General features: G+C 65.2%; 21 protein-coding genes and 1 tRNA gene. 7 read left to right on the plus strand and 15 right to left on the minus strand.

The features are described 5' to 3' along the window. Positions 1 to 423 precede the first annotated feature (423 nt). The 3 genes from AmiPiv_RS02435 (at position 424) to AmiPiv_RS02445 (ending at position 3,034) form a co-directional block, all read left to right on the plus strand. A complete protein-coding gene (locus AmiPiv_RS02435) occupies positions 424 to 690 on the plus strand; it encodes a sel1 repeat family protein (protein ID WP_340035651.1) in 267 nt (88 codons plus the stop codon). A 358-nt stretch (positions 691 to 1,048) separates the two neighbouring features. Further along, positions 1,049 to 2,170 (plus strand): ABC transporter substrate-binding protein, encoded by a 1,122-nt coding sequence (locus AmiPiv_RS02440; RefSeq protein WP_340035652.1) that lies wholly within the window; start codon positions 1,049 to 1,051, stop codon positions 2,168 to 2,170. Between the two features lie 201 nt (positions 2,171 to 2,371). Continuing rightward, positions 2,372 to 3,034, plus strand: coding sequence for a peroxiredoxin (locus tag AmiPiv_RS02445; protein WP_340035653.1), 663 nt, complete (start codon positions 2,372 to 2,374; stop codon positions 3,032 to 3,034). 63 nt (positions 3,035 to 3,097) lie between these two features. On the opposite strand, the gene AmiPiv_RS02450 is transcribed toward AmiPiv_RS02445, so the two are convergent. From AmiPiv_RS02450 to AmiPiv_RS02460, 3 genes are all read right to left on the minus strand, one after another. Next, positions 3,098 to 3,712, minus strand: coding sequence for a YitT family protein (locus tag AmiPiv_RS02450; RefSeq protein WP_340035654.1), 615 nt, complete (start codon positions 3,710 to 3,712; stop codon positions 3,098 to 3,100). Positions 3,713 to 3,795: 83 nt separating this feature from the next. Next, entirely contained in the window at positions 3,796 to 5,766 is a 1,971-nt protein-coding gene (locus tag AmiPiv_RS02455; RefSeq protein ID WP_340035921.1) for an acetyl/propionyl/methylcrotonyl-CoA carboxylase subunit alpha, read from the minus strand. 39 nt (positions 5,767 to 5,805) lie between these two features. Continuing rightward, complete coding sequence (locus tag AmiPiv_RS02460; RefSeq protein ID WP_340035655.1) at positions 5,806 to 6,333, minus strand: O-acetyl-ADP-ribose deacetylase; 528 nt, start codon at positions 6,331 to 6,333, stop codon at positions 5,806 to 5,808. Positions 6,334 to 6,647: 314 nt separating this feature from the next. On the opposite strand from AmiPiv_RS02460, the gene AmiPiv_RS02465 reads away from it, so the two are divergent. Then, positions 6,648 to 7,202: a dihydrofolate reductase family protein gene (locus AmiPiv_RS02465; RefSeq protein ID WP_340035656.1), complete on the plus strand. Its 555-nt coding sequence runs from the start codon at positions 6,648 to 6,650 to the stop codon at positions 7,200 to 7,202. Positions 7,203 to 7,504: 302 nt separating this feature from the next. Here AmiPiv_RS02465 and AmiPiv_RS02470 read toward each other — a convergent pair whose 3' ends face one another. The 3 genes from AmiPiv_RS02470 to AmiPiv_RS02480 are packed head-to-tail and all read right to left on the minus strand — an operon-like array spanning position 7,505 to position 9,831. Then, positions 7,505 to 9,112, minus strand: coding sequence for a carboxyl transferase domain-containing protein (locus AmiPiv_RS02470; protein WP_340035657.1), 1,608 nt, complete (start codon positions 9,110 to 9,112; stop codon positions 7,505 to 7,507). 6 nt (positions 9,113 to 9,118) lie between these two features. Further along, positions 9,119 to 9,490: a type II toxin-antitoxin system VapC family toxin gene (locus tag AmiPiv_RS02475; protein ID WP_340035658.1), complete on the minus strand. Its 372-nt coding sequence runs from the start codon at positions 9,488 to 9,490 to the stop codon at positions 9,119 to 9,121. Positions 9,491 to 9,492: 2 nt separating this feature from the next. After that, the gene (locus tag AmiPiv_RS02480; protein WP_340035659.1) at positions 9,493 to 9,831 is read right to left on the minus strand and encodes an AbrB/MazE/SpoVT family DNA-binding domain-containing protein; all 339 of its coding nucleotides are present in this window, start codon (positions 9,829 to 9,831) and stop codon (positions 9,493 to 9,495) included. A gap of 293 nt (positions 9,832 to 10,124) precedes the next feature. On the opposite strand from AmiPiv_RS02480, the gene AmiPiv_RS02485 reads away from it, so the two are divergent. Then, complete coding sequence (locus AmiPiv_RS02485) at positions 10,125 to 11,276, plus strand: PcfJ domain-containing protein (protein WP_340035660.1); 1,152 nt, start codon at positions 10,125 to 10,127, stop codon at positions 11,274 to 11,276. Positions 11,277 to 11,308: 32 nt separating this feature from the next. Here AmiPiv_RS02485 and AmiPiv_RS02490 read toward each other — a convergent pair whose 3' ends face one another. The 8 genes from AmiPiv_RS02490 to AmiPiv_RS02525 form a co-directional block, all read right to left on the minus strand. Beyond that, positions 11,309 to 12,466, minus strand: coding sequence for an isovaleryl-CoA dehydrogenase (locus AmiPiv_RS02490; protein WP_340035661.1), 1,158 nt, complete (start codon positions 12,464 to 12,466; stop codon positions 11,309 to 11,311). Beyond that, positions 12,432 to 13,076, minus strand: a complete 645-nt coding sequence (locus AmiPiv_RS02495) for a TetR/AcrR family transcriptional regulator (RefSeq protein ID WP_340035662.1) — start codon at positions 13,074 to 13,076, stop codon at positions 12,432 to 12,434. Before AmiPiv_RS02495 ends, AmiPiv_RS02490 begins: the two co-directional genes overlap by 35 nt. A 95-nt stretch (positions 13,077 to 13,171) precedes the next feature. Further along, positions 13,172 to 14,488, minus strand: a complete 1,317-nt coding sequence (locus AmiPiv_RS02500; protein ID WP_340035922.1) for an HlyD family type I secretion periplasmic adaptor subunit — start codon at positions 14,486 to 14,488, stop codon at positions 13,172 to 13,174. Between the two features lie 110 nt (positions 14,489 to 14,598). Beyond that, positions 14,599 to 16,320, minus strand: coding sequence for a type I secretion system permease/ATPase (locus AmiPiv_RS02505; protein WP_340035923.1), 1,722 nt, complete (start codon positions 16,318 to 16,320; stop codon positions 14,599 to 14,601). 86 nt (positions 16,321 to 16,406) lie between these two features. After that, a complete protein-coding gene (locus AmiPiv_RS02510) occupies positions 16,407 to 17,618 on the minus strand; it encodes a CAP domain-containing protein (protein ID WP_340035663.1) in 1,212 nt (403 codons plus the stop codon). Positions 17,619 to 17,807: 189 nt separating this feature from the next. Then, on the minus strand, positions 17,808 to 18,920 hold the full coding sequence (locus AmiPiv_RS02515) for a pyridoxal phosphate-dependent aminotransferase (protein ID WP_340035664.1): 1,113 nt from the start codon (positions 18,918 to 18,920) through the stop codon (positions 17,808 to 17,810). A gap of 159 nt (positions 18,921 to 19,079) precedes the next feature. Further along, on the minus strand, positions 19,080 to 19,955 hold the full coding sequence (locus AmiPiv_RS02520; protein WP_340035924.1) for a site-specific integrase: 876 nt from the start codon (positions 19,953 to 19,955) through the stop codon (positions 19,080 to 19,082). Between the two features lie 308 nt (positions 19,956 to 20,263). Continuing rightward, the gene (locus tag AmiPiv_RS02525) at positions 20,264 to 21,328 is read right to left on the minus strand and encodes a porin (protein WP_340035665.1); all 1,065 of its coding nucleotides are present in this window, start codon (positions 21,326 to 21,328) and stop codon (positions 20,264 to 20,266) included. A gap of 452 nt (positions 21,329 to 21,780) precedes the next feature. On the opposite strand from AmiPiv_RS02525, the gene AmiPiv_RS02530 reads away from it, so the two are divergent. Both AmiPiv_RS02530 and AmiPiv_RS02535 read left to right on the plus strand, forming a co-directional pair. Next, positions 21,781 to 21,871, plus strand: a tRNA-Ser gene (locus AmiPiv_RS02530). Between the two features lie 147 nt (positions 21,872 to 22,018). Then, positions 22,019 to 23,083 (plus strand): porin, encoded by a 1,065-nt coding sequence (locus AmiPiv_RS02535; RefSeq protein ID WP_340035666.1) that lies wholly within the window; start codon positions 22,019 to 22,021, stop codon positions 23,081 to 23,083. 147 nt (positions 23,084 to 23,230) lie between these two features. Here AmiPiv_RS02535 and AmiPiv_RS02540 read toward each other — a convergent pair whose 3' ends face one another. After that, the gene (locus tag AmiPiv_RS02540) at positions 23,231 to 24,124 is read right to left on the minus strand and encodes an alpha/beta fold hydrolase (RefSeq protein ID WP_340035667.1); all 894 of its coding nucleotides are present in this window, start codon (positions 24,122 to 24,124) and stop codon (positions 23,231 to 23,233) included. Between the last annotated feature and the right edge of the window lie 43 nt (positions 24,125 to 24,167).

Below are 24,167 nucleotides of genomic sequence, written 5' to 3' on the forward strand. Positions count from 1 at the left end.
GGTTGGTGTCTTGCTCACAGGCTCCCCCGCCTGAGGTTTACGCAAACGTAAGCGTAAATCAGCCGCGCCGAAAACGGAAGCGGTGCCGCCGGGTAAGGCCGAAGCAATTTTTGGCACTTCCATCGGCGTATTTCGTCTCCGGCAGGGCGCCCTCGGCCAGCGCAAAGCTGTGGCGTGGTTATCAAAGACTTTCACGGCGGGACGCGAATTTTCAGCGCATTTTTCTCAAATCCCAGCCGCCGCAAGGCTTCCTATCCTTAATGAATTCCGAGGTTTACCCTTTGTTTGAGGTTTGTTTTCCTCGGGTTAAGCAAGCCATTTTACGGCGGATTCAAGGTTCGCCGGCATCCTCGGAAGCATCGAAAGAGCGGCTCCGGACGACACCGGTTGGCCCGCTCCGGGAGACGGACAGGGGACAAGAAAATGGCACGTTTCGAGATCTTTGAAGCTGGCTTCGGTGCGATGGGCAGCACCGCTCAGGCCGACATCCTTGTGGAACTGGGCATGATGTATTCGACCGGCCGCGACTGCGACGTCGACGTCGTCGCCGCCCACAAGTGGTTCAACATCGCCGCCATCAAGGGATCGGCCCGTGCCGCCGAGCTTCGTTCGGAACTGTCGATGGCGATGTCCAAGACCGACATTGCACGGGCCCTGCGCGAAGCGCGCGAATGGATGACGGCGCACTGAGAAAGATCTTCGGGGGAAGGTCGGGGCTGCCGCGGGCGGCGGTCCCCAACAACAAGAGCGCGACGGCTTGAAGGACGGGCGAGGCGCGCCGAACTGACAGGGCAGGCAAGGCTGCGACGGGGACGAAGATGCCCCGCGGAGCGTTCCGTGACAAAGCCGCGACCGGCCGAAACAAGGCCGGCGCGGCTTTCTCGCTTTCAGGGCCCGGCACACGCACGGATTGCTAGGCGAAAGCAGCACAGGCACAATGGCTCCTCGCCCATGCGCCAAGACAACGTCGGGCGCGGGTGGAAAGCATGCGCCAATTGCAAGCGAGACGCGAAATGGCATCTCGTGCAGGCTCGAGGGAGGAGACAAGATGCATCTGAAACGTACCATCGGGGCGGCGCTCGTCGGCTTGTCGCTCAGCGCCGGCGCGGCGTTCGCGCAGGAGATCACCTTTGCCGTAGTCGGGCCGATGACCGGGCAGCTCGCCAACATCGGCGACCAGTTCCGCCAGGGTGCAGAGGCGGCGGTGAAGGCCATCAACGAGAAGGGCGGCGTCATGGGCCGCCAGATCAAGCTTTCCGTCGAGGACGACGTCTGCGATCCCAAGCAGGCGGTCTCGGTCGCCAACCGCATCGTCGCCAACGGCATCAACTTCATCGACGGCCATGCCTGCTCGGGCTCGAGCATACCGGCCTCCGCCGTCTATGCCGAAAGCGGCGCGCTGATGATGTCTCCGGCCTCGTCCAACCCGGTGCTGACCGACGATGCCGCCGCCAAGGGCTGGCCGACCATCATGCGGCTCTACACCCGCGACGACGCCCAGGGCGCCTTCATCGGCCCGTGGATCGCCAAGAAATATGCCGGCAAGAACGTCGTCGTCCTGCACGACAAGAGCGCCTACGGCCAAGGCGTGGCCGACGCGGTGCGCTCGACCATGGGCGCCGCCGGCCTCAAGGAGATCCTCTACGAAGGCATCAATGCCGGCGAGAAGGACTATTCGGCGCTGGTCACCAAGCTCAAGGAGCTCAAGGCCGACGTCGTCTATTTCGGCGGCTATCATCCCGAGGCCGGCCTCATCCTGCGCCAGTCGGCCGAGCAGAACTTCAAGTTCCAGCTGATCATGCCCGACAGCATCGCCTCGCCGGAATTCTGGCAGATCGCCGGTCCCGCCGGCGAGGGCACGATGTTCGTCTTCCCGTCCGACCCGCAGTCCAAGCCGGAGGCCAAGGAAGCGGTCGAGAAGATCAAGGCTGGCGGCTTCGTGCCGGAAGGCTTCACGCTGTTTTCCTATGCCGTCATCCAGGCCTTCGCCCAGGGCATCGAGCGTGCCGGCTCCGACGATCCGGCCAAGGTCGCAGCGGCCCTCAAGAACGGCGAGCCCATCGACACCGTGGTTGGCAAGGTGACCTTCGACGAGAAGGGCGATCTCAAGAACGCCAGCTACGACATCAACCAGTGGAGCAACGGCAAATACGCGCCGATCCCGCAATAGGCCGCGGCAGGCAGCCCCGATCGATGGCCGGGCACCGTCCCGGCCATTGTCATTTTGTCGCTGGGTCGGAGCGCGGCCGCGGTGTTTTCTTTTGAATTGCGTTGGCGCACAATGCCGCCATTCACGACCTGGCACACCGTTTCAGCGACGGCACGGGCGTGGTTTTTCGAAGCGTCGAGTTTGGATTGGAGGAAGCCGACAATGAGTCTTCGTATCAATGATTCCGCTCCGGATTTTAGAGCCGACACCACGGAAGGCCCGATCGCCTTCCACGACTGGATCGGCGACGGCTATGCGATCCTGTTCTCTCACCCCAAGGATTTCACGCCGGTCTGCACCACCGAACTCGGCTACATGGCCGGGCTCAAGGCTGATTTCGCCAAGCGCAACGCCAAGATGATCGGCATCTCCGTCGACCCGGTCGAGAGCCACCACAAGTGGAAGGCCGACATCGAGAAGCTGTCGGGCAACAAGGTCGAATATCCGATGATCGGCGACCCGACGCTTGCCGTCGCCAAGCTCTTCGACATGCTGCCGGCCGGTGCCGGCGAGACGTCCGAAGGCAGGACGCCGGCCGACAACGCCACCGTGCGCTCGGTCTTCATCATCGGTCCCGACAAGAAGATCAAGCTGATGCTGACCTATCCGATGTCGACCGGCCGCAACTTCGACGAGATCCTGCGGGCGCTCGATTCGATCCAGCTGACGGCCAAGCATCAGGTTGCCACGCCGGTGCAGTGGAAGCAGGGCGAGGACGTCATCGTCATGGCTGCCGTGTCCGACGAGGACGCCATCAAGCGCTTCGGCGAGTTCGAGCGCGTGCTGCCCTATCTGCGCAAGACCAAGCAGCCGACCCTGAACTGACCGCCCTCCCGGGCCGCTTCGGCAAGAGCCGCGCCATCGAGCGCGGCTCTTTCGTTTTGAGGCTCAGCTCATGCCGACATAGCGGCCGGGGCGATGGTTGATGGCGATGATGAGGTTGAGCACGGCTGCCCCAGCCACCGAAAGCGCCACCTTGTCGAGATCGAGATAGAACAGCGACACGACCAGGATCGAGAGGTCGACCGCGAGCTGGAAATAGCCGGCGCGGATGCCGTGATTGTCCTGCAGGTAGAGCGCCAGGATGTTGAAGCCGCCGAGGCCGGCGCGGTGCCGGAACAAGACCAGCAGCCCCATGCCCATCAGCCCGCCGCCGGCGACTGCCGCATAGAGCGGGTCGAGGCTTTCGATGCCGATCCACTGCGGCGTCAGCCGCGACAGCACCGAAATCAGCGCCACGGCGGCGAAGGTGCGCAGGGTGAACGGCCAGCCCATCCGCTTCACTGCGAGATAGTAGAAGGGCAGGTTGATGACGAAGAACACCGCGCCGAAGCCGTAGCCCGTCACATATTGGATCAGTAGTGCCAGCCCCGCCGAACTGCCGGTGATCAGCCCCGCATGGGTGTAGAGCACCAGCCCCAGCGCCACCAGCATGGTGCCGGTGAGCAGCGCGAGCACGTCTTCGTACTGCCTGTGCGGTACGGCTTCGTTGTTGATGTCCATGTAGGTATCCGGCAGCGAGGTAGGGGAATAGGGCAGTAGGGCATAAGTTCCGGTTTTCCTACTCCCCTACTGCCTTACTCCCTTCACCCCTGTCCCTCCTCGAAGCGCACCAGCACGGTTCCGTCCGTCACCTGGGAGCCTTCGGCTGCGATCTCGTGGATCACGCCGTCATGGGTGGCGGCGATGGTGTGCTCCATCTTCATCGCTTCCAGCACCAGCAGCGGCTGGCCCTTGGTCACTGCATCGCCCTTGCTGGCGCGCACCAGCTTGACCAGGCCCGGCATCGGCGCGCGCATGCTCGAACCGCTCTCGCCGATCTCGGCCGCCCGCGCAAACGGGTCGCTGAGCGCGAAGTCGAAGGACTGGCCGTTCTCGAACACCGTGGCGTGGCCGGGCCACAGGGCGACTGTCGAACCACCATCGGAGACGGTTTGCGGCGACAGCACGAAGGCGTCGGCGCCGTCCGGCCGCACTTCGAAGCGCCCGTCGGCGCGCGCCGTCACATGCGCGGCGATTGTCGTTCCGGCGTAGGCGAGGGCGACGCGCCGCGCCATCGGGTTGAAATGGGCGTAGCCCGCGAGATTCGACCACGGATCGGTGGAGCCGTCGGGTCCGTTTGCACCCGTCGCCGCCAGCGCCACAAGCGCCACCGCGCGGCTGGTCGGTGCCACCGTGGTGATGGTCAATGCCTCCTGCTTGCGCCCGATGAGGCCGGTGTCGACGTCGCCCGCGGCAAAGTCGGGGTCTCGCGCCAGCGCGGCCAGGAAGGCGGCGTTGGTGGTCGAGCCCGCCACTTCGGTGCGCGAGACGGCATCGGCCAGCGCGTCGAGCGCGGTGGTGCGGTCGGGGCCGTGCGCCACGATCTTGGCGATCATCGGGTCGTAGTAGGGCGAGACCGCATCGCCCTCGCGCACGCCGGTCTCGACACGCAGTGCGGTCCCCGGCGCCGTCTCGGCGGGAAAGCGCAGGTGGTGCAGCGTACCGATTGCCGGCAGGAAGCCCTTGGCCGGGTCCTCGGCATAGAGTCGCGCCTCGAAGGCGTGGCCGGCGAGACTGATCTCCTCCTGCGCCATCGGCAGTTCTTCGCCGGAAGCAACGCGCAGTTGCCACTCGACGAGGTCGACGCCGGTCACCATCTCGGTCACCGGATGCTCGACCTGCAGGCGGGTATTCATCTCCATGAACCAGAACCGGTCGGGCTTCAGCCCGTCCGAGGCATCGACGATGAACTCGATGGTGCCCGCGCCCGAATATTTGATCGCCTTGGCCGCCTTCACCGCCGCGTCGGTCATCGCCGCGCGCAATTCCGCCGTCATGCCGGGGGCAGGGGCCTCCTCGATCACCTTCTGGTGTCGCCGCTGCGCCGAGCAGTCGCGTTCGAACAGGTGCACGGCGTTGCCGAAATTGTCGCCGAACACCTGCACCTCGATGTGGCGCGGCTTGTCGACATATTTCTCGACCAGCACGCGGTCGTCGCCGAAGGCGGCCTTGGCCTCGCGCCGCGCGCCCGACAGCGCATCGGCGAAGTCGTCGGGATGGTCGACCCTGCGCATGCCCTTGCCGCCGCCGCCGGCGCGCGCCTTGATCAGCACCGGATAGCCGATCTCGCGCGCCTTGCTGGCGAGGATGACGATCTCCTGCGCTTCGCCGTGGTAGCCGGGCACGACAGGCACGCCGGCCTTCTCCATCAGCCGCTTGGCCGCATCCTTGAGCCCCATGGCGCGGATCGAGGCCGCCGAGGGGCCGATGAACACCAGCCCGGCTGCCGTCACCTGGTCGACGAAATCGGGGTTTTCGGACAGGAAGCCATAGCCGGGATGGATCGCTTGCGCGCCCGTCGCCTTGGCCGCGGCGATGATCACGTCGCCGCGCAGATAACTCTCGGCCACCGGCGAGGGGCCGATATGCACGGCCTCGTCGGCCATGGCGACATGCAGCGACCGCGAATCGGCATCCGAATAGACGGCTACCGTCTTCACGCCCATCTTGCGGGCGGTGCGGATGACGCGACAGGCGATCTCGCCGCGGTTGGCGATGAGGATTTTCGAGAACATCATTCCCCCGGAACGAAGTGAAGCATGGAAAGGAGCGCGCTATTCATCGTCACTCCCGAGAGCATCGAGCGCGGTGCGATGGAATGCGGCGGCTGCATCGTCGAAACAGCAGAAGATCACGCTGCCCGGCATGGCTGTAGCCCGCATATGTCGAGCGACGGCGGCCACGGCGACCTTTGCCGCCTCGTCCTTGGGATAGCCGTAGATGCCGGTCGAGATCGACGGGAAGGCGATGCTCGCCAGGCCGCGTTCGGCGGCAAGGGCGAGCGAGCGGGTGTAACAGGAGGCGAGCAGATCCGCTTCGCCTGCGCCGCCGCCGTGCCAGACAGGGCCGACGGCGTGGATGACATGGCGTGCCTTGAGCTGGTATCCGCCGGTGATCTTGGCGTCGCCGGTCTCGCAGCCGCCGAGCAGACGGCATTCGGCCAGCAAGTCCGGCCCGGCGGCCCGATGGATCGCACCGTCCACCCCGCCACCGCCCAGCAGCGAGCGGTTGGCCGCATTCACGATGGCGTCGACGTCGAGCGTGGTGATGTCGGCGACGATGACGGAGATGCGCTGTGTCATGCGGCCTCCTTCTGTCGGGAACCGCGAGGGCGTCTGCTTGCCTCAACGGCCCGGCCTGTACCCCCAACCCTAGCTCCTCCCCACAGGGGGGAGGGGGACTTTGTTGCACGACCTTTCAAAGTCGGCCGTCGACGAACCGGGTGGCAGGAGTGCCGACGTTGTTCCCCTCCCCCTTGTGGGGAGGGGCTAGGGGTGGGGGTATTGCCACGCCCGATCGACTTTCTTGCCACGTAAAATAAAACTGGTTGCAAAAAAGGATCAGTCGTGTAGTCTGAAAACCAGTTGCATAATGCAAGCACATTGGAGGAGCTGACATGCGCAAGATCGTCGCCTGGAACCTGATGACCCTCGACGGCTGTTTCGAGGGCCCGACCCCCTGGGACCTCGCCTTCCACACCAGCGTCTGGGGCGACGAGCTCGAAGCCTTCTCGCTCGAGCAGGGCGCCGAGATCGGCACGCTGCTCTTCGGCCGCAAGACCTATGAGGGCATGGCCGGCTACTGGTCCAAGGAGACCGGCGCAATCGCCGACATGATGAACGGCCTCGAAAAGGTCGTCGCCTCCCGCACGTTGAAGGACGCGAGCTGGAACAACAGCCGCCTGCTCCAGGGCGAGCTGCCCGAGGCGGTCGAGCGGCTCAAGCGCGAGCCCGGCAAGGACATCTTCGTCTTCGGCAGCGCCGACCTGCTTGACACGCTGCTTGCCCACGGGCTCGTCGACGAATACCGACTTTGCCTCGCGCCCGTCGTGCTCGGCGCCGGCACACCGCTGTTCAAGCCCGGCCGCGAGCTTGCGATGAAGCTCACGCAGACCACGCCGCTCAAGACCGGCGGCGTCGTCCTGCGCTACCTGCCGCAGGCGGCTGCCTGATCCTGAATGGTGTTGCGGGCGGTCGCTCGAGGCTCCTGCATCCTTCACCAATCGGCTCCACGCCCGATCGTATGGCCGCGCAAACGCGTCTAGATGCAACGCCTCCCCAAACCCCTCTCCACAAGGGGGAGGGGAATCTTGCTCCACTGCGGCCCAGCTCCAATCTTCGGCCACTTTGGTCGCAGCGGCCGCGAGATCGTCTCCCTCCCCCTTGTGGAGAGGGGGAAGGGGTGGGGGTACGGCCCCCGCCAACCTCATCAACGCATCTATATGCGAACCCTGCATCGGGCGCGGTCCTCCCGCTACATCCTGAACACGCCGAACCTGGTGTCGCCGACCGGCGCGTTGAGCGCCGCCGAAAGGCTCAGTGCTAGCACCTCGCGCGTCTTCGCCGGGTCGATGATGCCGTCGTCCCACAGCCTGGCTGACGAATAGAGCGGATGGCCCTCGCGCTCGTATTTTTCGAGGATCGGCGCGCGGAACTCGGCCTCCTCCTCCTTCGACCACGTGCCGCCCTTGCGCTCGATGCCCTCGCGCTTGACCATGGCAAGCACCGTCGCCGCCTGCTCGCCGCCCATCACCGAGATGCGGGCGTTCGGCCACATCCACAGGAAGCGGGGCGAATAGGCGCGGCCGCACATGCCGTAATTGCCGGCGCCGAACGAGCCGCCGATGATGATCGTCACCTTCGGCACCTGCGCGGTCGCCACCGCGGTCACCAGCTTTGCGCCGTCCTTGGCGATGCCGCCCGCCTCGTATTTCGCGCCCACCATGAAGCCGGTGATGTTCTGCAGGAACACCAGCGGGATCTTCCTCTGGCAGCAGAGCTCGATGAAATGCGCTCCCTTCAGCGCGCTCTCGGAAAACAGCACGCCGTTGTTGGCGATGATGCCCACCGGCATGCCGTGGATATGGGCGAAGCCCGTCACCAGCGTCGTGCCGTAGTTCTGCTTGAACTCGTCGAACTCGGAACCATCGACGGTACGCGCGATCACCTCGCGCACGTCATAGGGCTGGCGAATGTCGGCCGGGATGACGCCATAGACCTCTTCCGGCGCATGAACGGGCGGAATCGAGGTCTTCAGGACCAGCCCGATGTGCTTCTTCCGATTCAGGTTTTTGACGATGCGCCGGACGATCGCCAGCGCGTGTTCATCGTCCACCGCATAGTGGTCGGCCACACCCGAGACGCGCGTGTGCAGGTCGGCGCCACCCAGCTCCTCGGCGCTGACGTCTTCGCCCGTGGCCGCCTTCACCAGCGGCGGCCCGGCCAGGAAGATGGTCGCCTGGTTGCGCACCATCACCGTCTCGTCCGACATCGCCGGCACATAGGCACCGCCGGCCGTGCACGAGCCCATGACGCAGGCGATCTGCGGAATGCCCGCTGCTGACATGTTGGCCTGGTTGAAGAAGATGCGGCCGAAATGGTCGCGGTCGGGAAAGACCTCGTCCTGGTTGGGCAGGTTGGCGCCGCCGGAATCTACCAGGTAGATGCAGGGCAGGTTGTTCTGCAGGGCGATTTCCTGCGCCCTGAGATGCTTCTTCACCGTCATCGGATAATAGGTGCCGCCCTTCACCGTGGCGTCGTTGACCACGATCATCACCTCGGTGCCCTCGACCCGGCCGATGCCGGCGATCACGCCCGCCGAGGCAATGTCGCCGCCATAGAGCCCGAAGGCGGCGAACTGGCCGACCTCGAGGAAGGGCGAGCCGGCGTCCAGCAGCTGCGCCAGCCGCTCGCGCGGCAACAGCTTGCCGCGCGACGTATGCCGCTTGCGCGCATCCTCGGTGCCGCCGCGCTCGACATGCTCGGCCTTCTCCCTGATGTCGGCCACCAGCCCGCGCAGCCGCGCCGCGTTGGCCTTGAAGCTTTCGGAGGAGGGGGAGAGCTGGGATTGAAGGGTTGCCATGTGTCCTCAGCGGATGATTTCGATCTTGCAGCCGACGTCGAGGTCGGCCCATTTCCGGTCGGCGGTGACGGCCGTGCGTTCGGTCAGTATCGCCAGCGCCAGGCAGGCGCGGTCGCCCAGCGACAGGCCGTTGTGGCGCGTCGGCGCACGAAGATGCCCGGCGACCAGCGCCAGGTGATGGTCGAACGGTACCACGTCGAGACGCAAGTTCTCGTACTGCTGGCGCACGGCAATTTCATCGTACCCCTTGTCGATCAGCTTCGAGATGACCTCAGTGACGTTGACCGCACAGATCACGCTCTTGTCGACGACGGCATGCACCTTGTCGGCTCCAGGCTCCTGCAGCATGGCGGCCAGCACGGCAGAGGCGTCGAGCACGATCACTCTTCACCCCACATCGCGCGGCGCTCGGCCAGGAACTCGTCGACAACGCTCTCGCCCGGCTTCTTGTACTTCGCCATTTCCTCCTGGACCCGGGTGAGCGCCATCTGGTGCGAGATCAGCCTCAGTTCTCCGTTCTCGACATGCGCCACCAGGTCGTCGCCGGGCTTGATGCCCATTTCCTCGCGCATTGCCGCCGGGATGACGACGCGTCCGCCATCGCCGACGCGCAGGCGCTCGAAGCGTGGCGGCTTGCGCAGCAGTTCTTCCCGGATCCTGGAGCTGTAGGGCTTCTGCGGTTCCTCGGCGAAACCCTTAGGCGTCTCTGGCGCAGTCATGGCACGAACCTCGATCTGTGGCAGAAAACGAGATCATGCCATGAACGCGCATTTGCGGCAAACCGACTGGTGGCCGTGATGGCAGGCATGGTCCTGATGCAGCCTTGCCACACTGCACCGCCCCCGACATTCCCAAGCGTCAACATGGCTTGCATCCTGCAATTCCTGCGACTATGTAGCCGGCCCGTTCAACCCAAGGAGGTCCGTCATGTCTGCGCGATCGAAATCGACACATTCCGTGCCGGTTGTCGCTTTGCGCCCGGCTGACAGGTTCTCGATGAGGTTGAACGGCTATGGCACGTTCCAGAATAAGGCGCCGGCACGAGGCCGAGCGCGATCGTATTGCTGCGTATGAAGCGACGCTGAGGCAGGTCGTCCGTCCGGTCCGCCAGCCGCCAGATTTCAGGCGGGCGCTGGACGAGGCGTTCGACGGCTTTGGCAGCGCCATCAGGCATCGCGACGCCTGGCGTCCCCAGCTCAAGACGCGTGACCCCGGACGGCTGCGGCTGGCTGCGGCGCGGCATCTCTTCGCGATCTACCCCGTGGCAGCGCACCTCGAGCACATCTGGCTCGACGCGGGTGGGCTCGACGCCAACGAGATCGGGCTGCGCAAGCGTTGGTACGTCGCCGCGGCCGGCGGACAGTCGCTGTACAAGGCAGGTGCTGCCGAGTGGCTGACGCGAATGGAGGTCCATTGCTTCCTCAACCCGCCGGCAGTGCTCGACTTCTGCGAAACCTTCTGGCTGGCGATCGCGCGCACCTACGCCGACGACCTGGGCGTCGCCCAGCGTATCGCCCGGTCCAAGATCTCGCGCACGCCGAGACGTGAGCTTGCCTTCTGGCGGGAGGCAGCCCGCTTCTTTGCGGCCAACCCGCTTCCGATCGAAGAGATCGACGATCTCTGCGACTATCTCGCGGCGCGGCTCGAGCGCGACCCGCAATACAGTCTGCGCGGGCGCACGCTGACGTCGCTTGAGCGGCAGATGCGCGACTGGCACCGCGACATTGCGATGGTGGCGCGCATCCAGGCTGCCCAAAGGCATGCCGACATCCGGCGAGGCGGCGGCAACAAGGACGAGGGCGGCTGGGCGGGCTCGCCGCTTGCCAACTGGTCGTGGCGTCCAAGCGAGAGAAAGGCCAATGCCCGTGGCGAGGAGTTCGCGGTGGTGCAGATCACCAAGGCGGACGACCTCGTTGCCGAAAGCCGGGCCATGCATCATTGCGTCTGGACCTACGCCGAAAAATGCATCGCAGGCCAGGCCTCCATCTGGTCGTTGCGGCGGACAGGAGCAGGTCGTGCCGATCGCATGCTGACGATCGAACTCGACCCGCGCAACCGCGCGGTCCAGGTGCGAGGCTTCGGCAACCGGACGGCCAGGCAGGACGAGCTGCAGGTCCTTGGTCGCTGGGCGCAGGCGAGGGGTGTGAGCCTGGTTGAGCATTGAAAACTGGCCCTGCGCGGCGTTGTCGCGCAGGGCTATTCCCCCACGATCTCGCGGCCGATCAGCCAGCGCCTGATCTCGCTGGTGCCGGCGCCGATCTCGTAGAGCTTGGCGTCGCGCAGCAGCCGGCCGGTGGGATAGTCGTTGATGTAGCCGTTGCCTCCGAGCAGCTGGATGGCGTCGAGCGCGGTCTGCGTTGCCTTTTCGGCGGCGTAGAGGATGCAGCCGGCCGCGTCCTTGCGCGTCGTCTCGCCGCGGTCGCAGGCAGCCGCCACCGCATAGACATAGGCGCGGCAGGCATTCATCGTCGTGTACATGTCGGCGAGCTTGCCCTGCACCAGCTGGAACTCGCCGATCGCCTGGCCGAACTGCTTGCGGTCGTGCACGTAAGGCACCACCACGTCCAGGCAGGCTGCCATGATGCCGAGCGGCCCGCCGGCCAGCACCACGCGCTCATAGTCGAGACCCGACATCAGCACCTCGACGCCGCGCCCCTCCTCGTGCAGCACGTTTTCGAACGGCACTTCGACATTGTCGAACACCAGTTCGCCGGTGTTCGAGCCGCGCATGCCCAACTTGTCGAGCTTCTGGGCGACCGAAAAGCCCTTCATCGTCTTCTCGACGATCATCGCGGTGATGCCGCGCGACTTCCGCTCCGGATCGGTCTTGGCATAGACCACCAGCGTGTCGGCGTCCGGCCCGTTGGTGATCCACATCTTCGAGCCGTTGAGCACATAGGCGTCGTTGCGCTTTTCGGCCTTGAGCCGCAGCGACACGACGTCCGAGCCCGAGCCGCTTTCCGACATGGCGAGCGCGCCGACATTCTCGCCGCTGCACAGCTTGGGCAGGTACTTCGCCTTCTGCTCCGCCGTGCCCCAGCGCTTGATCTGGTTGACGCAGAGGTTCGAATGCGCGCCGTAGGAGAGCCCGACCGACGCCGAGGCGCGCGAGATTTCCTCCATCGCCACCACATGGGCGACATAGCCCAGGCCCGAGCCGCCATATTCGGGCTCGGCCGTCATGCCGAGCAGGCCGAGCGCGCCGAGCTCCTGCCAGAGTTCGGCGGGGAATTCGTTCGAGCGGTCGATTTCCGCGGCAAGCGGTGCGATGCGATCCTGGGCGAAGCGCCGGATCACCTCGCGCAGGCTGTCTATGTCCTCACCGAGCCCGAAGTTCAGCGTCCTGTCGTACATGGCGTTCCTCCGTCTTGGTCCTGGCGCCGGTCAGGCGCATCGTCATTGCCAGGTAGGTGGCAGTCACCTCGTCGACCGACAGCCGTTCGTCGGGGCGGAACCAGACGATCACGCCGGTGATCATCTGGATGATCGCCATGGCGGTCAGGCCGGTGTCGTCGACCTCGAGCACGCCCGCTTCCGCCCCGTCGCGCAGGATGGACCTGAGTTCCTTCTCATAGGCCGTGCGCAGCTTCAGGATCGCGGTCAGATTATCGCGCGAAAGGCTGCGCAGCTCCATGTTGGAAACATGGGTCGCGTGGCGGCGCTCGACATGGAACCGGATGTGGTTGGAGACGAAGGCGGTCAGCCGGGCGACCGGGTCGTCATTGGCGGGGCGCGCCGCTTCCCACGCCGCCAGCAGCCCCTCCATGTGCTCCCGCATCAGCGTGCGGAGCAGATCTTCCTTGGTCGGAAAGTAGCGGTAGAGCGCGGCTGCCTGCACGCCCACTTCGGCGGCCAGCTGGCGCATCGTCACCGCCTCGAAGCCGTGGCGTGCAATCAGCGCAACTGCTGCGTCGCGGATCGCCGCTTCTGTCTTCTCGCCGTCCGAACCCGCAGTGCGCGCCACCAGCCACTCCTCCAGAATGGCCGCAATTAATAAAACAAACGTTCAATTAATTCAAGTGGCGAGTCTCGGCGGACTGTGGACGAGCCGGGCCCCGGTCAGTCGCCCCTGAAGGCGCGGCTCGCCTGGTCGGTCAGCGGCTTGAGCAGGTAGGAGAGCACGGTCCGGTCCGCCGTCTTGAGGAAAACCTCGGCCGGCATGCCCGGCTTGAGTTCCGGCGACCCGGCCTGTTCCAGGCTCCTCGGCGACAGGGCGATGCGCACCGCATAGTAGGAAATGCCTGCCTTGGCGTCCTCGATGAGGTCCGCAGAGATCCGGTCGACCGTGCCCTCCACCTCCGGCGTGGTCTGCTGGTTGAAGGCCGACAGCCGCAGCGTCGCCGGCTGGCCGACGCGCAGCTGGTCGATGTCCTGCGGCGCCACCCGCGCCTCCGCCACCAGCGCATCCGCGCTCGGCACGATCTGCATGATCGCCTCGCCGGGCGTGACGACGCCGCCCACCGTGTGGACCGCCAACTGGTGCACCCGTCCGGCCTGCGGCGCACGGATGTCTGTCTGGTTCAGCGATTGCCGGGCCGCGACCTGGCGTTCGCGCAATTCGCCTGCCTTGGCGTCGATCTCGCGCAATTCGCCTGCCACCTGGCTGCGCATGTCCTGGTCGATCTGGATGATGGCGAGCTCGGTTTCGCTGATGCGTCCGCGCGCCTGTGCGGCGGCGGCGGTCAGCGCGCCGTCCTCGCCGTCGAGCTGCGCCTGCGCCCGCTGGCGGTCCGCCAGCCGGGAAATGGGCACCAGCTTCTTCTTCCACAGCGCCTCGACTCCCTCGAGTTCGAGCTTGATGAGGGCGATCTCCTGCTGCTTGCTCTTCTGCTGCGCCTCGACCCCGGCGATCTCCTGGCGATACTGGGCGATCCGTTCCCCGAGCTGCGAGACCTGGCCGTCGCGGGCCTGCCGCCGCAGGGCAAACAGCCTGTTCTCGCCTTCGATCACCCGTGCCACCTCCGGGTTGGACGCGCGGGAGATCAGATCGTCCGGGTAGGCGACGCTGTCGGAACCGTCCCGCTCGGCCATCAGCCGGGCTCGCTGCGCCGTGAGTTCGTCGAGCCCGTTGTCGACGATGGCCAGATTGGCCTTGGCCACCGTGTCGTCGAGCCGGACCAGAACGTCCCCGGCCGCCACGACGCTGCCATTGTGCACGTTGAGCGCTCCGACCACGCCGCCCTGCGGATGTTGCACGGCCTTGACGTTGGAATCGACCGCCAGGTGTCCGGCGGCGACCACCGCGCCGGACAGCGAACTCGTTGCCGCCCACAGGCCGAGCCCGCCGACGAGCGCCAGCGAGGCGATCGCGCCCAGCCGCACGTTGCGCCTGATGGCATGGCGCAGCTTCTCTTGCTGCGGGCTCGCGCCGGCCATCGGTGCGGCGCCGCGGTCGAGCAGCGCCACGACCCTTTCCTGGGCTTGAAGTGCAACCTCGCGGGCTCGCTTGAAGCCGTCCATCGCCGTCTGATTGGTCAAGAGTGTCGTCACGAGCCCGTCCGTTCGGTCGTTACGGCTTGCAGTGGCTGCATTGCCTGCCGGGCAATGTCGCTCTTCAGCCCGAAGGCCTGTTGCCGGCCGCCGCCGAGCACCAAGAGATGGTCGAGCGCGGCCAGCGCGCTCGGTCGGTGCGCGACAACGATGACGATGCCGCCGCGCGCCCTGATCCGTTCGATCGCCTGCGTCAGCGCCTGTTCGCCGGTCGCGTCGAGGTTGGAGTTGGGCTCGTCCAGAACCACCAGGAACGGATCGCGATAGAGCGCCCGCGCCAGCGCGACGCGCTGTCGCTGCCCGGCCGAAAGGGCAGCACCCGCGTCGCCGATCTCGGTCCGGTAGCCCTCGGGCAGCCTGAGGATCATCTGGTGCACGCCGGCCGCCTGGGCAGCCGCGATGATCGCGTCCGGCGCTGCGTTCTCCTCGAAGCGCGAGATGTTCTGGCCCACCGTGCCGGAAAACAGTTCGACGTCCTGCGGCAGGTAGCCGACATGGCGTCCGAGCTCGCCTGTAGGCCAGTGTTCGAGCGCGGCACCGTCGAGCCGGACCTGGCCGCGCATGAGCGGCCACACCCCCACCAGCGCGCGCGCCAGCGACGATTTTCCCGAGCCGCTCGGACCGATCACGCCCATGCCGGAGCCTGCCGTGAGCGTGAACGCGACATCCTGGATCAGGATGCGCCGGTCGCCGGGGGAGGCGACGCCAATGCTTTCCACGGCCAGTTCGGACTTCGGCGCCGGCAGCACCATGCCTTCACCTGCAGCCGGCATCGCGGCAAACATGCCGTCGAGGCGTTGCCAGCTCTGGCGGGCCGCAAGCAAGCTTTTCCAATGGGCGATCGCCGCTTCGATCGGAGCCAGCGCCCGCGAGGTCAGGATGGAACTGGCGATGATGATGCCGGGTGTCGCCTCCTGGTAGATGACCAGGTAGGCGCCCAGTGCCAGAACCATCGACTGCAACATCATGCGCAGAATGCGCGACACCGCGCCGAAGCCGCCGGTGATGTCGCTCGCGCGCTCCTGTGCCGCGCGGAAGTCGTTGTTTGCTGCAGTCCAGCGCCGGGCGAGGTTTTCGCCCATGCCCATGGCTGTCAGCACCTCGGCATTCCGGGCGCTTGCCTGGGCGATCGCGCTGCGCCGCGTGCTGAACTCCGACATCGCCCTGGTGGGTGCTCGCACCAGCCGGTCGGCAAGGATTGTCAGTGAAACCAGCAGGAATGCGCCGACAAGGGCTGCAACCCCGATCCAGGGATGGAACAGGAAGCAGATGATCACATAGAGCGGGATCCAAGGCAGGTCGAACAGCGCCGCAGGTCCGCCGCCGGAGAGGAAGCCGCTCACCTGGTCGAGGTCGCGCAGCGCCTGCAGGCCTTCGCCTCGGTCGCGAATGCGCAGCGGCAGCCTGACGATGCAGTCGAACACGCGGCCGGAGATCAGTTCGTCGATGCCGGCGCCGACCCGCGTCAGCACCCGGGCGCGCACCGTCTCGAGCACGCCCTGGAAGGCATAGAGCACGGCCACCATGACGATGAGGGCCACCAGCGTCGGCACGCTGCGGCTCGGCAGCACGCGGTCATAGACCTGCAGCATGAACAGCGAGCCGGACAGCATCAGCACGTTGATGAGGCCGCTGAAGCCGGCAACCGCAATGAAGGTGCTGCGGAACGAAGCGAGCGCCTCCCCGAGTTCGGAGGTCTTTGGGCGGGCTGTCGAGATCGGTTGGGTCAGGGCTGTTCCCTCGATGCCGGATCAATTGCGTGGCCGGCGGGCCAAAGGTCCCGCCGGCGTCTCAAGTGTTGGCGTCAGGCGACGAGGTCGCCCTGGTGATGGCCGGAATGGGCCGCCATCTGCGCCAGGATCTTGGTGACGGCGGCCTGGGCCGCGTCACCGGCGTCGGCGACCGTGTCGGCAGGCAGGTGCGTCTGCAGCACCGAGATCGCGTGGTCCAGGGCCTGCTGGGCATGGCCGCCGGCGGCAGCGTCGTTTGCCCATTCGGCGTTGGCATGCGCCGCCACGTTCGCTCCGAACGCGAACTGGTCGCCTTTGAGGCTCACCGAGTGCTTGCCCGGGCCGTCCGTCGCCCCGGCGGCCTTGGCCGCAGCGTGGGCCGAGTGGTCCGCTCCAGGACCCTTCTCCATGTTCTTGAAGAAGTCGGCGAGCCAGTCGTTGGCGGGCTTGCCGCCTCCGGTGCCTGCGCCGTCGTCGGTGGCGTCTGCGGTCGTCGTCGGCGCGGCCTGCTGGGCCGGCGCGACGTCGCCCGTCGGGTTCTCGGCGGACGCGCTCACGCCCAGCGTGCCGGACTTCAGCACCGGATCGATGAGGTCAACCTTCACGTTCTTGGTGCCGATCGACACGGTCTTGGTCGAGGTGGCGATGTTGGTGCCCGAGAAGGTCACCGTGTAGGTGCCTGGCTTCAGCACCAGGTCATAGCCGCCGGCCGCCGAGGTCGTGGTCTTGAAGGTCTGGCCAAGCGAGTTCCTGGCGGTCACGGCGATCGCGCCCATGCCTTCGCCCGGATCGTAGAAGCGGTCGCCGTCCTTGTCGTCGAAGGCAACGCCGGTGAGGAACAGGTCGGTGCCGGACTTGGCGAAGTCTTCCGTCACGAAGGCGCTTGTGCGGCCCTTGTAGTCGCCGACCTCGAAGCCCAGTCCGACCTCGCGGAAGGTTGGGTTCAGGATGTTTGCCCTGTGGCCCGACGAGTTCATCAGGTTGGTGTGCAGCAGCTTCACCTCGTCGGTGTAGCCGGTGGGCGCGCGGGTGGTGGCCCAGGCGATGTTTTCACCGGTCGCCCATGTACCGGTCAGCACGTAGCCAGCCGCCTTCATGCGGCCGGTCGGCGAAGAACCGCCGGAACCGGTATGGGAAAAAATGTCGGTCGCGAGCATCCACTTGTCGTGGTTTTCGGCTGCTTCGCTGAGGTCGTTGTCGAATGCCAGAGGCTGGGCGCCTACCTTGGCGCGTTCCGCGTTGATGAGCTCGAGCAGATACTGCTCGTTGGCGCTGTGCAGAGGCATAGGGTCTCCCCGTCGGTTCTGATTGCTGTTGAACCCCCATGTTCCCGTCCGCCCAGATCCGGCCCTAGGCAGGAACTGTGTTGATGATGCGGCGCTGCGGTGGATAAATTAGGATATGCGCATATATCTTCGCGCACCCGGGCGAGGCGCAGCCGCGCCTGCCATTCGAGGTTGCAGGATTGCGACCGGTCAGCTGCCGCGGGCAGCCTCGAGCGCCTTCGGCAGCTCTTCGGCGAAGATGTCGATCTCGTGGTCCAGTCCCACGCTGACGCGGATGCAGCGGTCGAGCACTGGTGCCATCGGCTTGCGGATGAACACGTCGCGGGCGAGCAGGTCGCGCATCACCGCAAGCGCGAAGCTAGCGTCCCGGCCGCAGTCGATGGTGACGAAGTTGGTCGCCGAGGGCAGGGGCTTGAGGCCGTTGTCGCGCGCGATTCCTGCGATGCGGTCGCGCCCGGCGGCGACCTTCGCCACCACTTCGGCCAGATAGGCCTGGTCGGCCAGCGCCTCGGCGCCCGCGATCTGGGCCATCCGGCTAACGCCGTAGTGGTTGCGGACCTTCTCGAAATTGGCGATCACCTCGGCATCGCCGAAGGCGTAGCCGCAGCGTATGCCGGCCAGGCCGTAGGCCTTGGAGAAGGTCCGCATCCGCACCAGGTTCGGCCGCGAAACGTCGATCGGCGGCAGGGCCGAGGCAGGTGCCGTCTCGCCATAGGCCTCGTCGAGGACGAGCATCGTCGTCTCGGGCAAGGCGTCCATGAAGCGGAGCAGGTCCGGCGTCTCCCACCAGCTGCCCATCGGATTGTCGGGGTTGGACAGGTAGACGATCGGCGCATTCTCGCGCTTTACCGCAGCGATCAGGCCCTCCAGATCCTCCTTGTCGTTGCGGAACGGCACCGGCACCAGCCGCGCGCCGACACTGGCGACATGGAAATTGAAGGTGGGATAGGCGCCAAGCGAGGTGACGACCGGCACCCCCTCCCTGGCATACATGCGCACGACGAGGTTGAGCAGCCCGTCGATGCCTTCGCCGACGACGATGTTCGAAACATCCAGGCCCAGATGGCGCGCCAGCGCGACCTTGAGGTCATGATTGTCCGGGTCGCAGTACTTCCACATCTCGGCCGCAGCCTCGGCCATGCGCGCGACGACGCGGGGGGAGGGGCCGAAGCTGCTTTCGTTGGCGCCCATGCGTGCCCGGAAAGCTTTGCCGCGCTCGCGTTCCTGAGCTTCCGGTCCGACGAACGGAACGGTGACGGGCAGGGCCTGGATGACGGGCGTAAGCGGCGGTCGCATGGACATGAGGCAACTCGTGGTCTGTCGAAGGGCCGCGGCGGGCGGCGGAAGCCGGTGAATTCACCTGCCTATACGATACAAATGCCCGGCGCGCAGCGCTTTGTTGCGCTGCCGCTGTCGTTGCCTCCATCCGTTGGCGATTCGATCCGCATCGCCGGAGCAGCCTCAGTGGCGCTCCAGCACCACCACGCAGCGGTCGAGGTCGTTGGTGGCGAGGTGGGCATAGCGCATCGTCATCTGCAGCGTCTGGTGGCCGAGCCACATCTGCACGCGGCGGATGTCGATGCCGCCCTGCACCAGCCGCGAGGCGCAGGTGTGGCGCAGGATGTGCGGCACCACCTGGGCATCGCTGCCGAGGCCGACCTCGTCCTTGGCCTCGTTCCAGACGGCACGGAACTGCGGCTGGGTCAGCATCGCGAACGGCCCCTTGGGGCGCGGACCGCGCTCGGCCGGCCATCTGGTGGCTTCCTTCGCCCGTGCGGTCAGCGGAATCGTGCGGCTGCGGCCCGACTTGGTGATCCAGAAGCTGACGCGCGTGTCCTGGATGTCGTTCCAGATCAGGCCGATCGCCTCGCCGAGGCGGCATCCGGTATCGACCAGGAACACCGCAAGCCGGTGGCAGTCCTCGCTCTTGGCCTTGATGGCGGCGAAGAGCCGGTCCTCCTCCTCGATCTCGAGAAAGCGGATTCGTCCTGACCGTTCCTTCTGGCGGCGGAACTCCGGCAGGCTGTGGATGTCACCCATCTTGTAGGCCTTGCGCAGCAGTTTGCTCAAAGCGGCCATCTTCCGGTTGATGGTCGCGTTGCTGTTACCGCGTTGGCGCAGGGAACCTATCAGGCTATCGAGCGTCTCCTGGGAAAACGCGCTGAAGCGTTCGCCAAGAAGAATTTCATCGATCTCGCCGATGAAGGAGCTGACGTTGTATTTGTGCTTTCCGTCATCCCATAAAATGTCTTTATACTGAGAAAAAAGTTCTAAAATCCTGAATGACTTTACTTCTTTGATAGTGCCGAAATCATAAGTAATTTTGCAATTGGTCATCAGGGCGGCTGAATGGTGGCCGCTCATAATATCGATCCGTGAAGTTGACTTCTTCATATGAGTGTCGGCAGCCATCCTGTCGCTGGAGGGAATTGGTACTCCAGCGGGTGGCGGCCTACAAGATGACGGTGGACGACGACAAACCTGCGGGAACATCACGAATATATTCCCCTTGTCGCGATCCGTGCCTTACAGCGTCCTGCTGCTCCTTCCTTCGGTTAGGTTCCCGGCGCGTCCCGCCGGTAGAATAAAGACAGCCCGGGTCTCGCGAGAAACCCGGGCTGCCGATAGCTTACGACGTCAGTCGATTAGAACGAGGCGTCGAGGCGGAGGAAGCCGCTGAACGCGCCGTCGTCGTAGCTGTCGCCGTCGTTGTAGTTGACAGCCAGCTTGGCGTTCAGGTTCTCGACGATCGTGTAGTCGACAACCGCGCCGATCGCCCAATCGTCGGCGTCGGTCTCGGCGTAGGAGGTTGCGTCGACCCAGGTGTGACGGTCAGCGAAGTACTGGCCGCCGGCGCCGATCGCCAGCTTCTCGTTGACCTGGTACTTCAGGTAGCCGCCGGCCGACCACTCGTAGCCGTCGTAGAAGTCGGCAAGGCTCCAGAAGGTCGGGCCCGACTCGTAGGTCGCGATCAGCTCGGCGGTCAGGGCGTCGGTGGCCTTGATCTTGGCGATGCCCTTCAGAGCGAACTCGCTGTAGAAGTCGTCATAGCCGGCGAACAGGTCGACCGAACCCCAGCCCTGAGCGATCGACACCTTGCCGGTGACGAGCGGGACGTAGTCGTAGTTGTTGCGCTCTTCTTCCAGGCCGACCGACACAGCGATGCCGTTGCCGGCGTCGAAGGTGTAGCGGATCTGGTTGACGAAGTCGCCACCGCCGAGGTCGAATTCACCCGAGAGGCCGCCGTCGAACAGCGTGTCGTTGCGACCGACCATCAGGCCGCCGAGCTCGAAGTAGGCGTAGCGCAGCTTCGTCGCCGTCGACGAGTTGCTGTAGCCGTCATAGATCAGAACGTCGTCTTCGTCGACGAAGGTGTCCGAGCCGCCGCCGTTCTTGAACTCGACTTCGATGTAGCGCTTGAAGGTGCCGTATTCGGTTTCCGAACGGGCATCGAACTTCAGGCGGGCGAGGGCAGTCTTGCGCCAGCCGTCATCGTTGTCGGCCCAGCCGATCTCGTAGCGGACGAGGCCGCCGATCTTGAGGCAGGTCTCGGTGCCCGGAATGTAGTAGAAGCCGGCGCCGTAGACGTCGCAGATGCGGACATATTCCATGGGCTCCGGCTCGGCGACGACGACAGCGTCGGCCGCACGGGCGCCGGAGACTGCGAGCAGAGCCGCAGCGGAGCCGAGAAGAAGGCTCTTGATGTTCATTTTCTGACCTCCAGTCAAAAGTTTCAAAAGAGGGTCTGGGTATTTTTTGCTGAAGGACAGCGTTCCCTGCCCCATCCCCGTTTGAAAAAGTTGCGCACCGCGCTGCTTCTTCGAGGCCGACATTACCGATGAGCCGGCGCGGTTCAACAGCCAACGTGTCCAGGGAGAGGCTTGTGGCGTTCTATCCGGAGGCGTTGTTGCACAAATGACACGATTTGATACCCCCTATAAAGAACTCATTAAGAAATGGCGGCGTTTGCGGGCCGAGTTCCGGCACGGAATCGGCTGTGCAGGAACTCGGTCGGCGACGAATCGTGAGGATACTTCTGCCTCTCCAGGCACGGATTCGGCTGCCGATTCGATGGCCGCAGCCGCCTGTCGCCGCTTTTTGTGTCGGCAAACGCAAAGGCTTATTGATTGTGCCGCGCCTTTTCTTTATCCAGCGGCGCAACGGAGAGGTGGCCGAGTGGTCGAAGGCGCTCCCCTGCTAAGGGAGTAGAGGTCAAAAGCTTCTCGTGGGTTCGAATCCCATCCTCTCCGCCAGCTCCCAGGCCACCTCATTCTGAAATCAGACAATCTCCCGATATTTCAATCGCTTGCTCCGTCGCATGCGGAGTATCGCAGCGTTCAGGCTGAGGTTTTGGCGCAAATTTTCGGCTTCCGGTCGCGATTCTGACTGGAGGTCAGAAAATGAACATCAAGAGCCTTCTTCTCGGCTCCGCTGCGGCTCTGCTCGCAGTCTCCGGCGCCCGTGCGGCCGACGCTGTCGTCGTCGCCGAGCCGGAGCCCATGGAATATGTCCGTATCTGCGACGTCTACGGCGCCGGCTTCTACTACATCCCGGGCACCGAGACCTGCCTCAAGATCGGCGGCCTCGTCCGCTACGAGATCGGCTGGGCCGACAACGATGACGGCTGGCGCAAGACTGCCCTCGCCCGCCTGAAGTTCGATGCCCGTTCGGAAACCGAATACGGCACCTTCAAGCGCTACATCGAAGTCGAGTTCAAGAACGGCGGCGGCTCGGACACCTTCGTCGACGAAGACGACGTTCTGATCTATGACGGCTACAGCAACTCGTCGACGGCGACGAAGCTGCGCTACGCCTACTTCGAACTCGGCGGCCTGATGGTCGGTCGCAACGACACCCTGTTCGACGGCGATCTGTCGGGCGAGTTCGACAGCGGCGGCGGCGACTTCGTCAACCAGATCCGCTACACCTTCGACGCCGGCAACGGCATCGCTGTGTCGGTCGGCCTGGAAGAAGAGCGCGACAACTTCGACTACGTTCCGCTCATCACCGGCAAGGTGTCGATCGCTCAGGGCTGGGGTTCGGTCGACCTGTTCGCCGGCTATGACGATTTCGTCGAAGAGTTCGCTCTGAAGGGCATCGCCAAGATCAAGGCCACCGACGCTCTGACCCTCGAGTTGCTCGCAGCTTACGAATCGGGTCCGACCTTCTGGAGCCTTGGCGACTTCTATCAGGGCTACGAGTGGTCGGTCGGCGGCTACCTGAAGTACCAGGTCAACGAGAAGCTGGCGATCGGTGCCGGTGGCCAGTACTTCGCCGACGCCCATGCCCCGATCGTGTTCAGCAGCGACCTTGATGAGGGGAACGACGACTGGGCAATCGGTGCGGTTGTCGACTACACGATCGTCGAAAACCTCAATGCCAAGCTGGCTGTCAACTACGTTGACGGTGACACCAATCCGGACGGCGTGTTCAAGGGCTTCCTCCGTCTCGACGCTTCGTTCTAATCGGCTCTACAGCTGATTTGAGGAAAACCCGGCGGGCAACCGCCGGGTTTTTTTGATTCTTAAGCGGTAAGCAATACAGGTGTGCGCAAGGAGACGCTGCCCAAGAGCAGTGGTCTCGCGCTGATTTTGTCCCCTCTCGTAGCTTCCCTACCGGCCGCCGCTCTCCGCCGCGTCCATGAACGCCGCGATTCTCTCCGGCAGGTCGCCGGTATCGAGCAGCGGCGCATGCCCCTGGCCCTGGACGGTGACCGTCTCGCAGCGCGGGTGGCGCTTGGCCATCTGTTCGAGCGTTGCCGCCGACAGGAGCCGCGAATTGCTGCCGCGGATCGCCAGCACCGGAACGGCGGCCATCGCCTCGAATTGCGGCCAGAGATCCGGCAGCGGCCGGTCGAGATTCATGGCCTGGACCGTCTTCAAGAGCTTCGGGTCGAAGTCGGGCACGGGCTTGCCGCCGACGTCGCGGTAGATGGCGCGGACGAATCGCTGCCAGTCGGCCTTCGACAGGGCCGGAAAGGCCGGGCCATGGATGCCGCGCTGGATGGTGACGGCCTGGTCGAAGTCTGCCGGACGGGGAGAGGTTTCGAGATATGAGCGGATGTGGGCGAGCCCCGTCGGCTCGATCACCGGGCCGATGTCGTTGAGGACGATAGCCTTGAGCAGGGCAGGGCGCATGGCCGCGAGAATATGGACGATGAGCCCGCCGCGGGAGGTGCCGATGAAGGCCGCACCGGCGATGCCGAGCACCGTCAGACCGTCGAGCACGTCGGTGGCCTCCGTCGCGACGCTGTAGTTCTGCCAGTTGCGGTCGTATTCCGACTGGCCGCGGCCGCGATAGTCCAGGCATATGACGCGCCGGGGCTTGTCGCGGCTCGACGAAAGCCTGAGCGCCAGTTCGTGGAAGTCGCGGGCGTTGCGGGTCAGGCCCGGCAGGCAGACGACGGAAAGCCTGCCGTTGTCGTCTTCGCCGTAGAGGCGCGCATGCAGCCTGAGGCCATCCTGCGCCGAATAGAAGAAGTCCGAAAAGCCCTGGCCTCTGCCCATTCGCGTCCCCGCATCGCGCCGACTGTGCCCGAAGACTTGCTAT

Origin of the sequence: Aminobacter sp. Piv2-1 (genome assembly GCF_037625995.1) — a bacterium.
Lineage (GTDB): Bacteria > Pseudomonadota > Alphaproteobacteria > Rhizobiales > Rhizobiaceae > Aminobacter.

Excerpts from the sequence above, each read along its gene's own strand:
- AmiPiv_RS02435 (WP_340035651.1), top strand. The coding sequence starts at position 424 with ATGGCACGTTTCGAGATCTTTGAAGCTGGCTTCGGTGCGATGGGCAGC.
- AmiPiv_RS02440 (WP_340035652.1), top strand. The coding sequence starts at position 1,049 with ATGCATCTGAAACGTACCATCGGGGCGGCGCTCGTCGGCTTGTCGCTC.
- AmiPiv_RS02445 (WP_340035653.1), top strand. The coding sequence starts at position 2,372 with ATGAGTCTTCGTATCAATGATTCCGCTCCGGATTTTAGAGCCGACACC.
- AmiPiv_RS02450 (WP_340035654.1), bottom strand. The coding sequence starts at position 3,712 with ATGGACATCAACAACGAAGCCGTACCGCACAGGCAGTACGAAGACGTG.
- AmiPiv_RS02455 (WP_340035921.1), bottom strand. The coding sequence starts at position 5,766 with ATGTTCTCGAAAATCCTCATCGCCAACCGCGGCGAGATCGCCTGTCGC.
- AmiPiv_RS02460 (WP_340035655.1), bottom strand. The coding sequence starts at position 6,333 with ATGACACAGCGCATCTCCGTCATCGTCGCCGACATCACCACGCTCGAC.
- AmiPiv_RS02465 (WP_340035656.1), top strand. The coding sequence starts at position 6,648 with ATGCGCAAGATCGTCGCCTGGAACCTGATGACCCTCGACGGCTGTTTC.
- AmiPiv_RS02470 (WP_340035657.1), bottom strand. The coding sequence starts at position 9,112 with ATGGCAACCCTTCAATCCCAGCTCTCCCCCTCCTCCGAAAGCTTCAAG.
- AmiPiv_RS02480 (WP_340035659.1), bottom strand. The coding sequence starts at position 9,831 with ATGACTGCGCCAGAGACGCCTAAGGGTTTCGCCGAGGAACCGCAGAAG.
- AmiPiv_RS02485 (WP_340035660.1), top strand. The coding sequence starts at position 10,125 with ATGGCACGTTCCAGAATAAGGCGCCGGCACGAGGCCGAGCGCGATCGT.
- AmiPiv_RS02490 (WP_340035661.1), bottom strand. The coding sequence starts at position 12,466 with ATGTACGACAGGACGCTGAACTTCGGGCTCGGTGAGGACATAGACAGC.
- AmiPiv_RS02500 (WP_340035922.1), bottom strand. The coding sequence starts at position 14,488 with ATGGCCGGCGCGAGCCCGCAGCAAGAGAAGCTGCGCCATGCCATCAGG.
- AmiPiv_RS02510 (WP_340035663.1), bottom strand. The coding sequence starts at position 17,618 with ATGCCTCTGCACAGCGCCAACGAGCAGTATCTGCTCGAGCTCATCAAC.
- AmiPiv_RS02515 (WP_340035664.1), bottom strand. The coding sequence starts at position 18,920 with ATGTCCATGCGACCGCCGCTTACGCCCGTCATCCAGGCCCTGCCCGTC.
- AmiPiv_RS02520 (WP_340035924.1), bottom strand. The coding sequence starts at position 19,955 with ATGACCAATTGCAAAATTACTTATGATTTCGGCACTATCAAAGAAGTA.
- AmiPiv_RS02525 (WP_340035665.1), bottom strand. The coding sequence starts at position 21,328 with ATGAACATCAAGAGCCTTCTTCTCGGCTCCGCTGCGGCTCTGCTCGCA.
- AmiPiv_RS02535 (WP_340035666.1), top strand. The coding sequence starts at position 22,019 with ATGAACATCAAGAGCCTTCTTCTCGGCTCCGCTGCGGCTCTGCTCGCA.
- AmiPiv_RS02540 (WP_340035667.1), bottom strand. The coding sequence starts at position 24,124 with ATGGGCAGAGGCCAGGGCTTTTCGGACTTCTTCTATTCGGCGCAGGAT.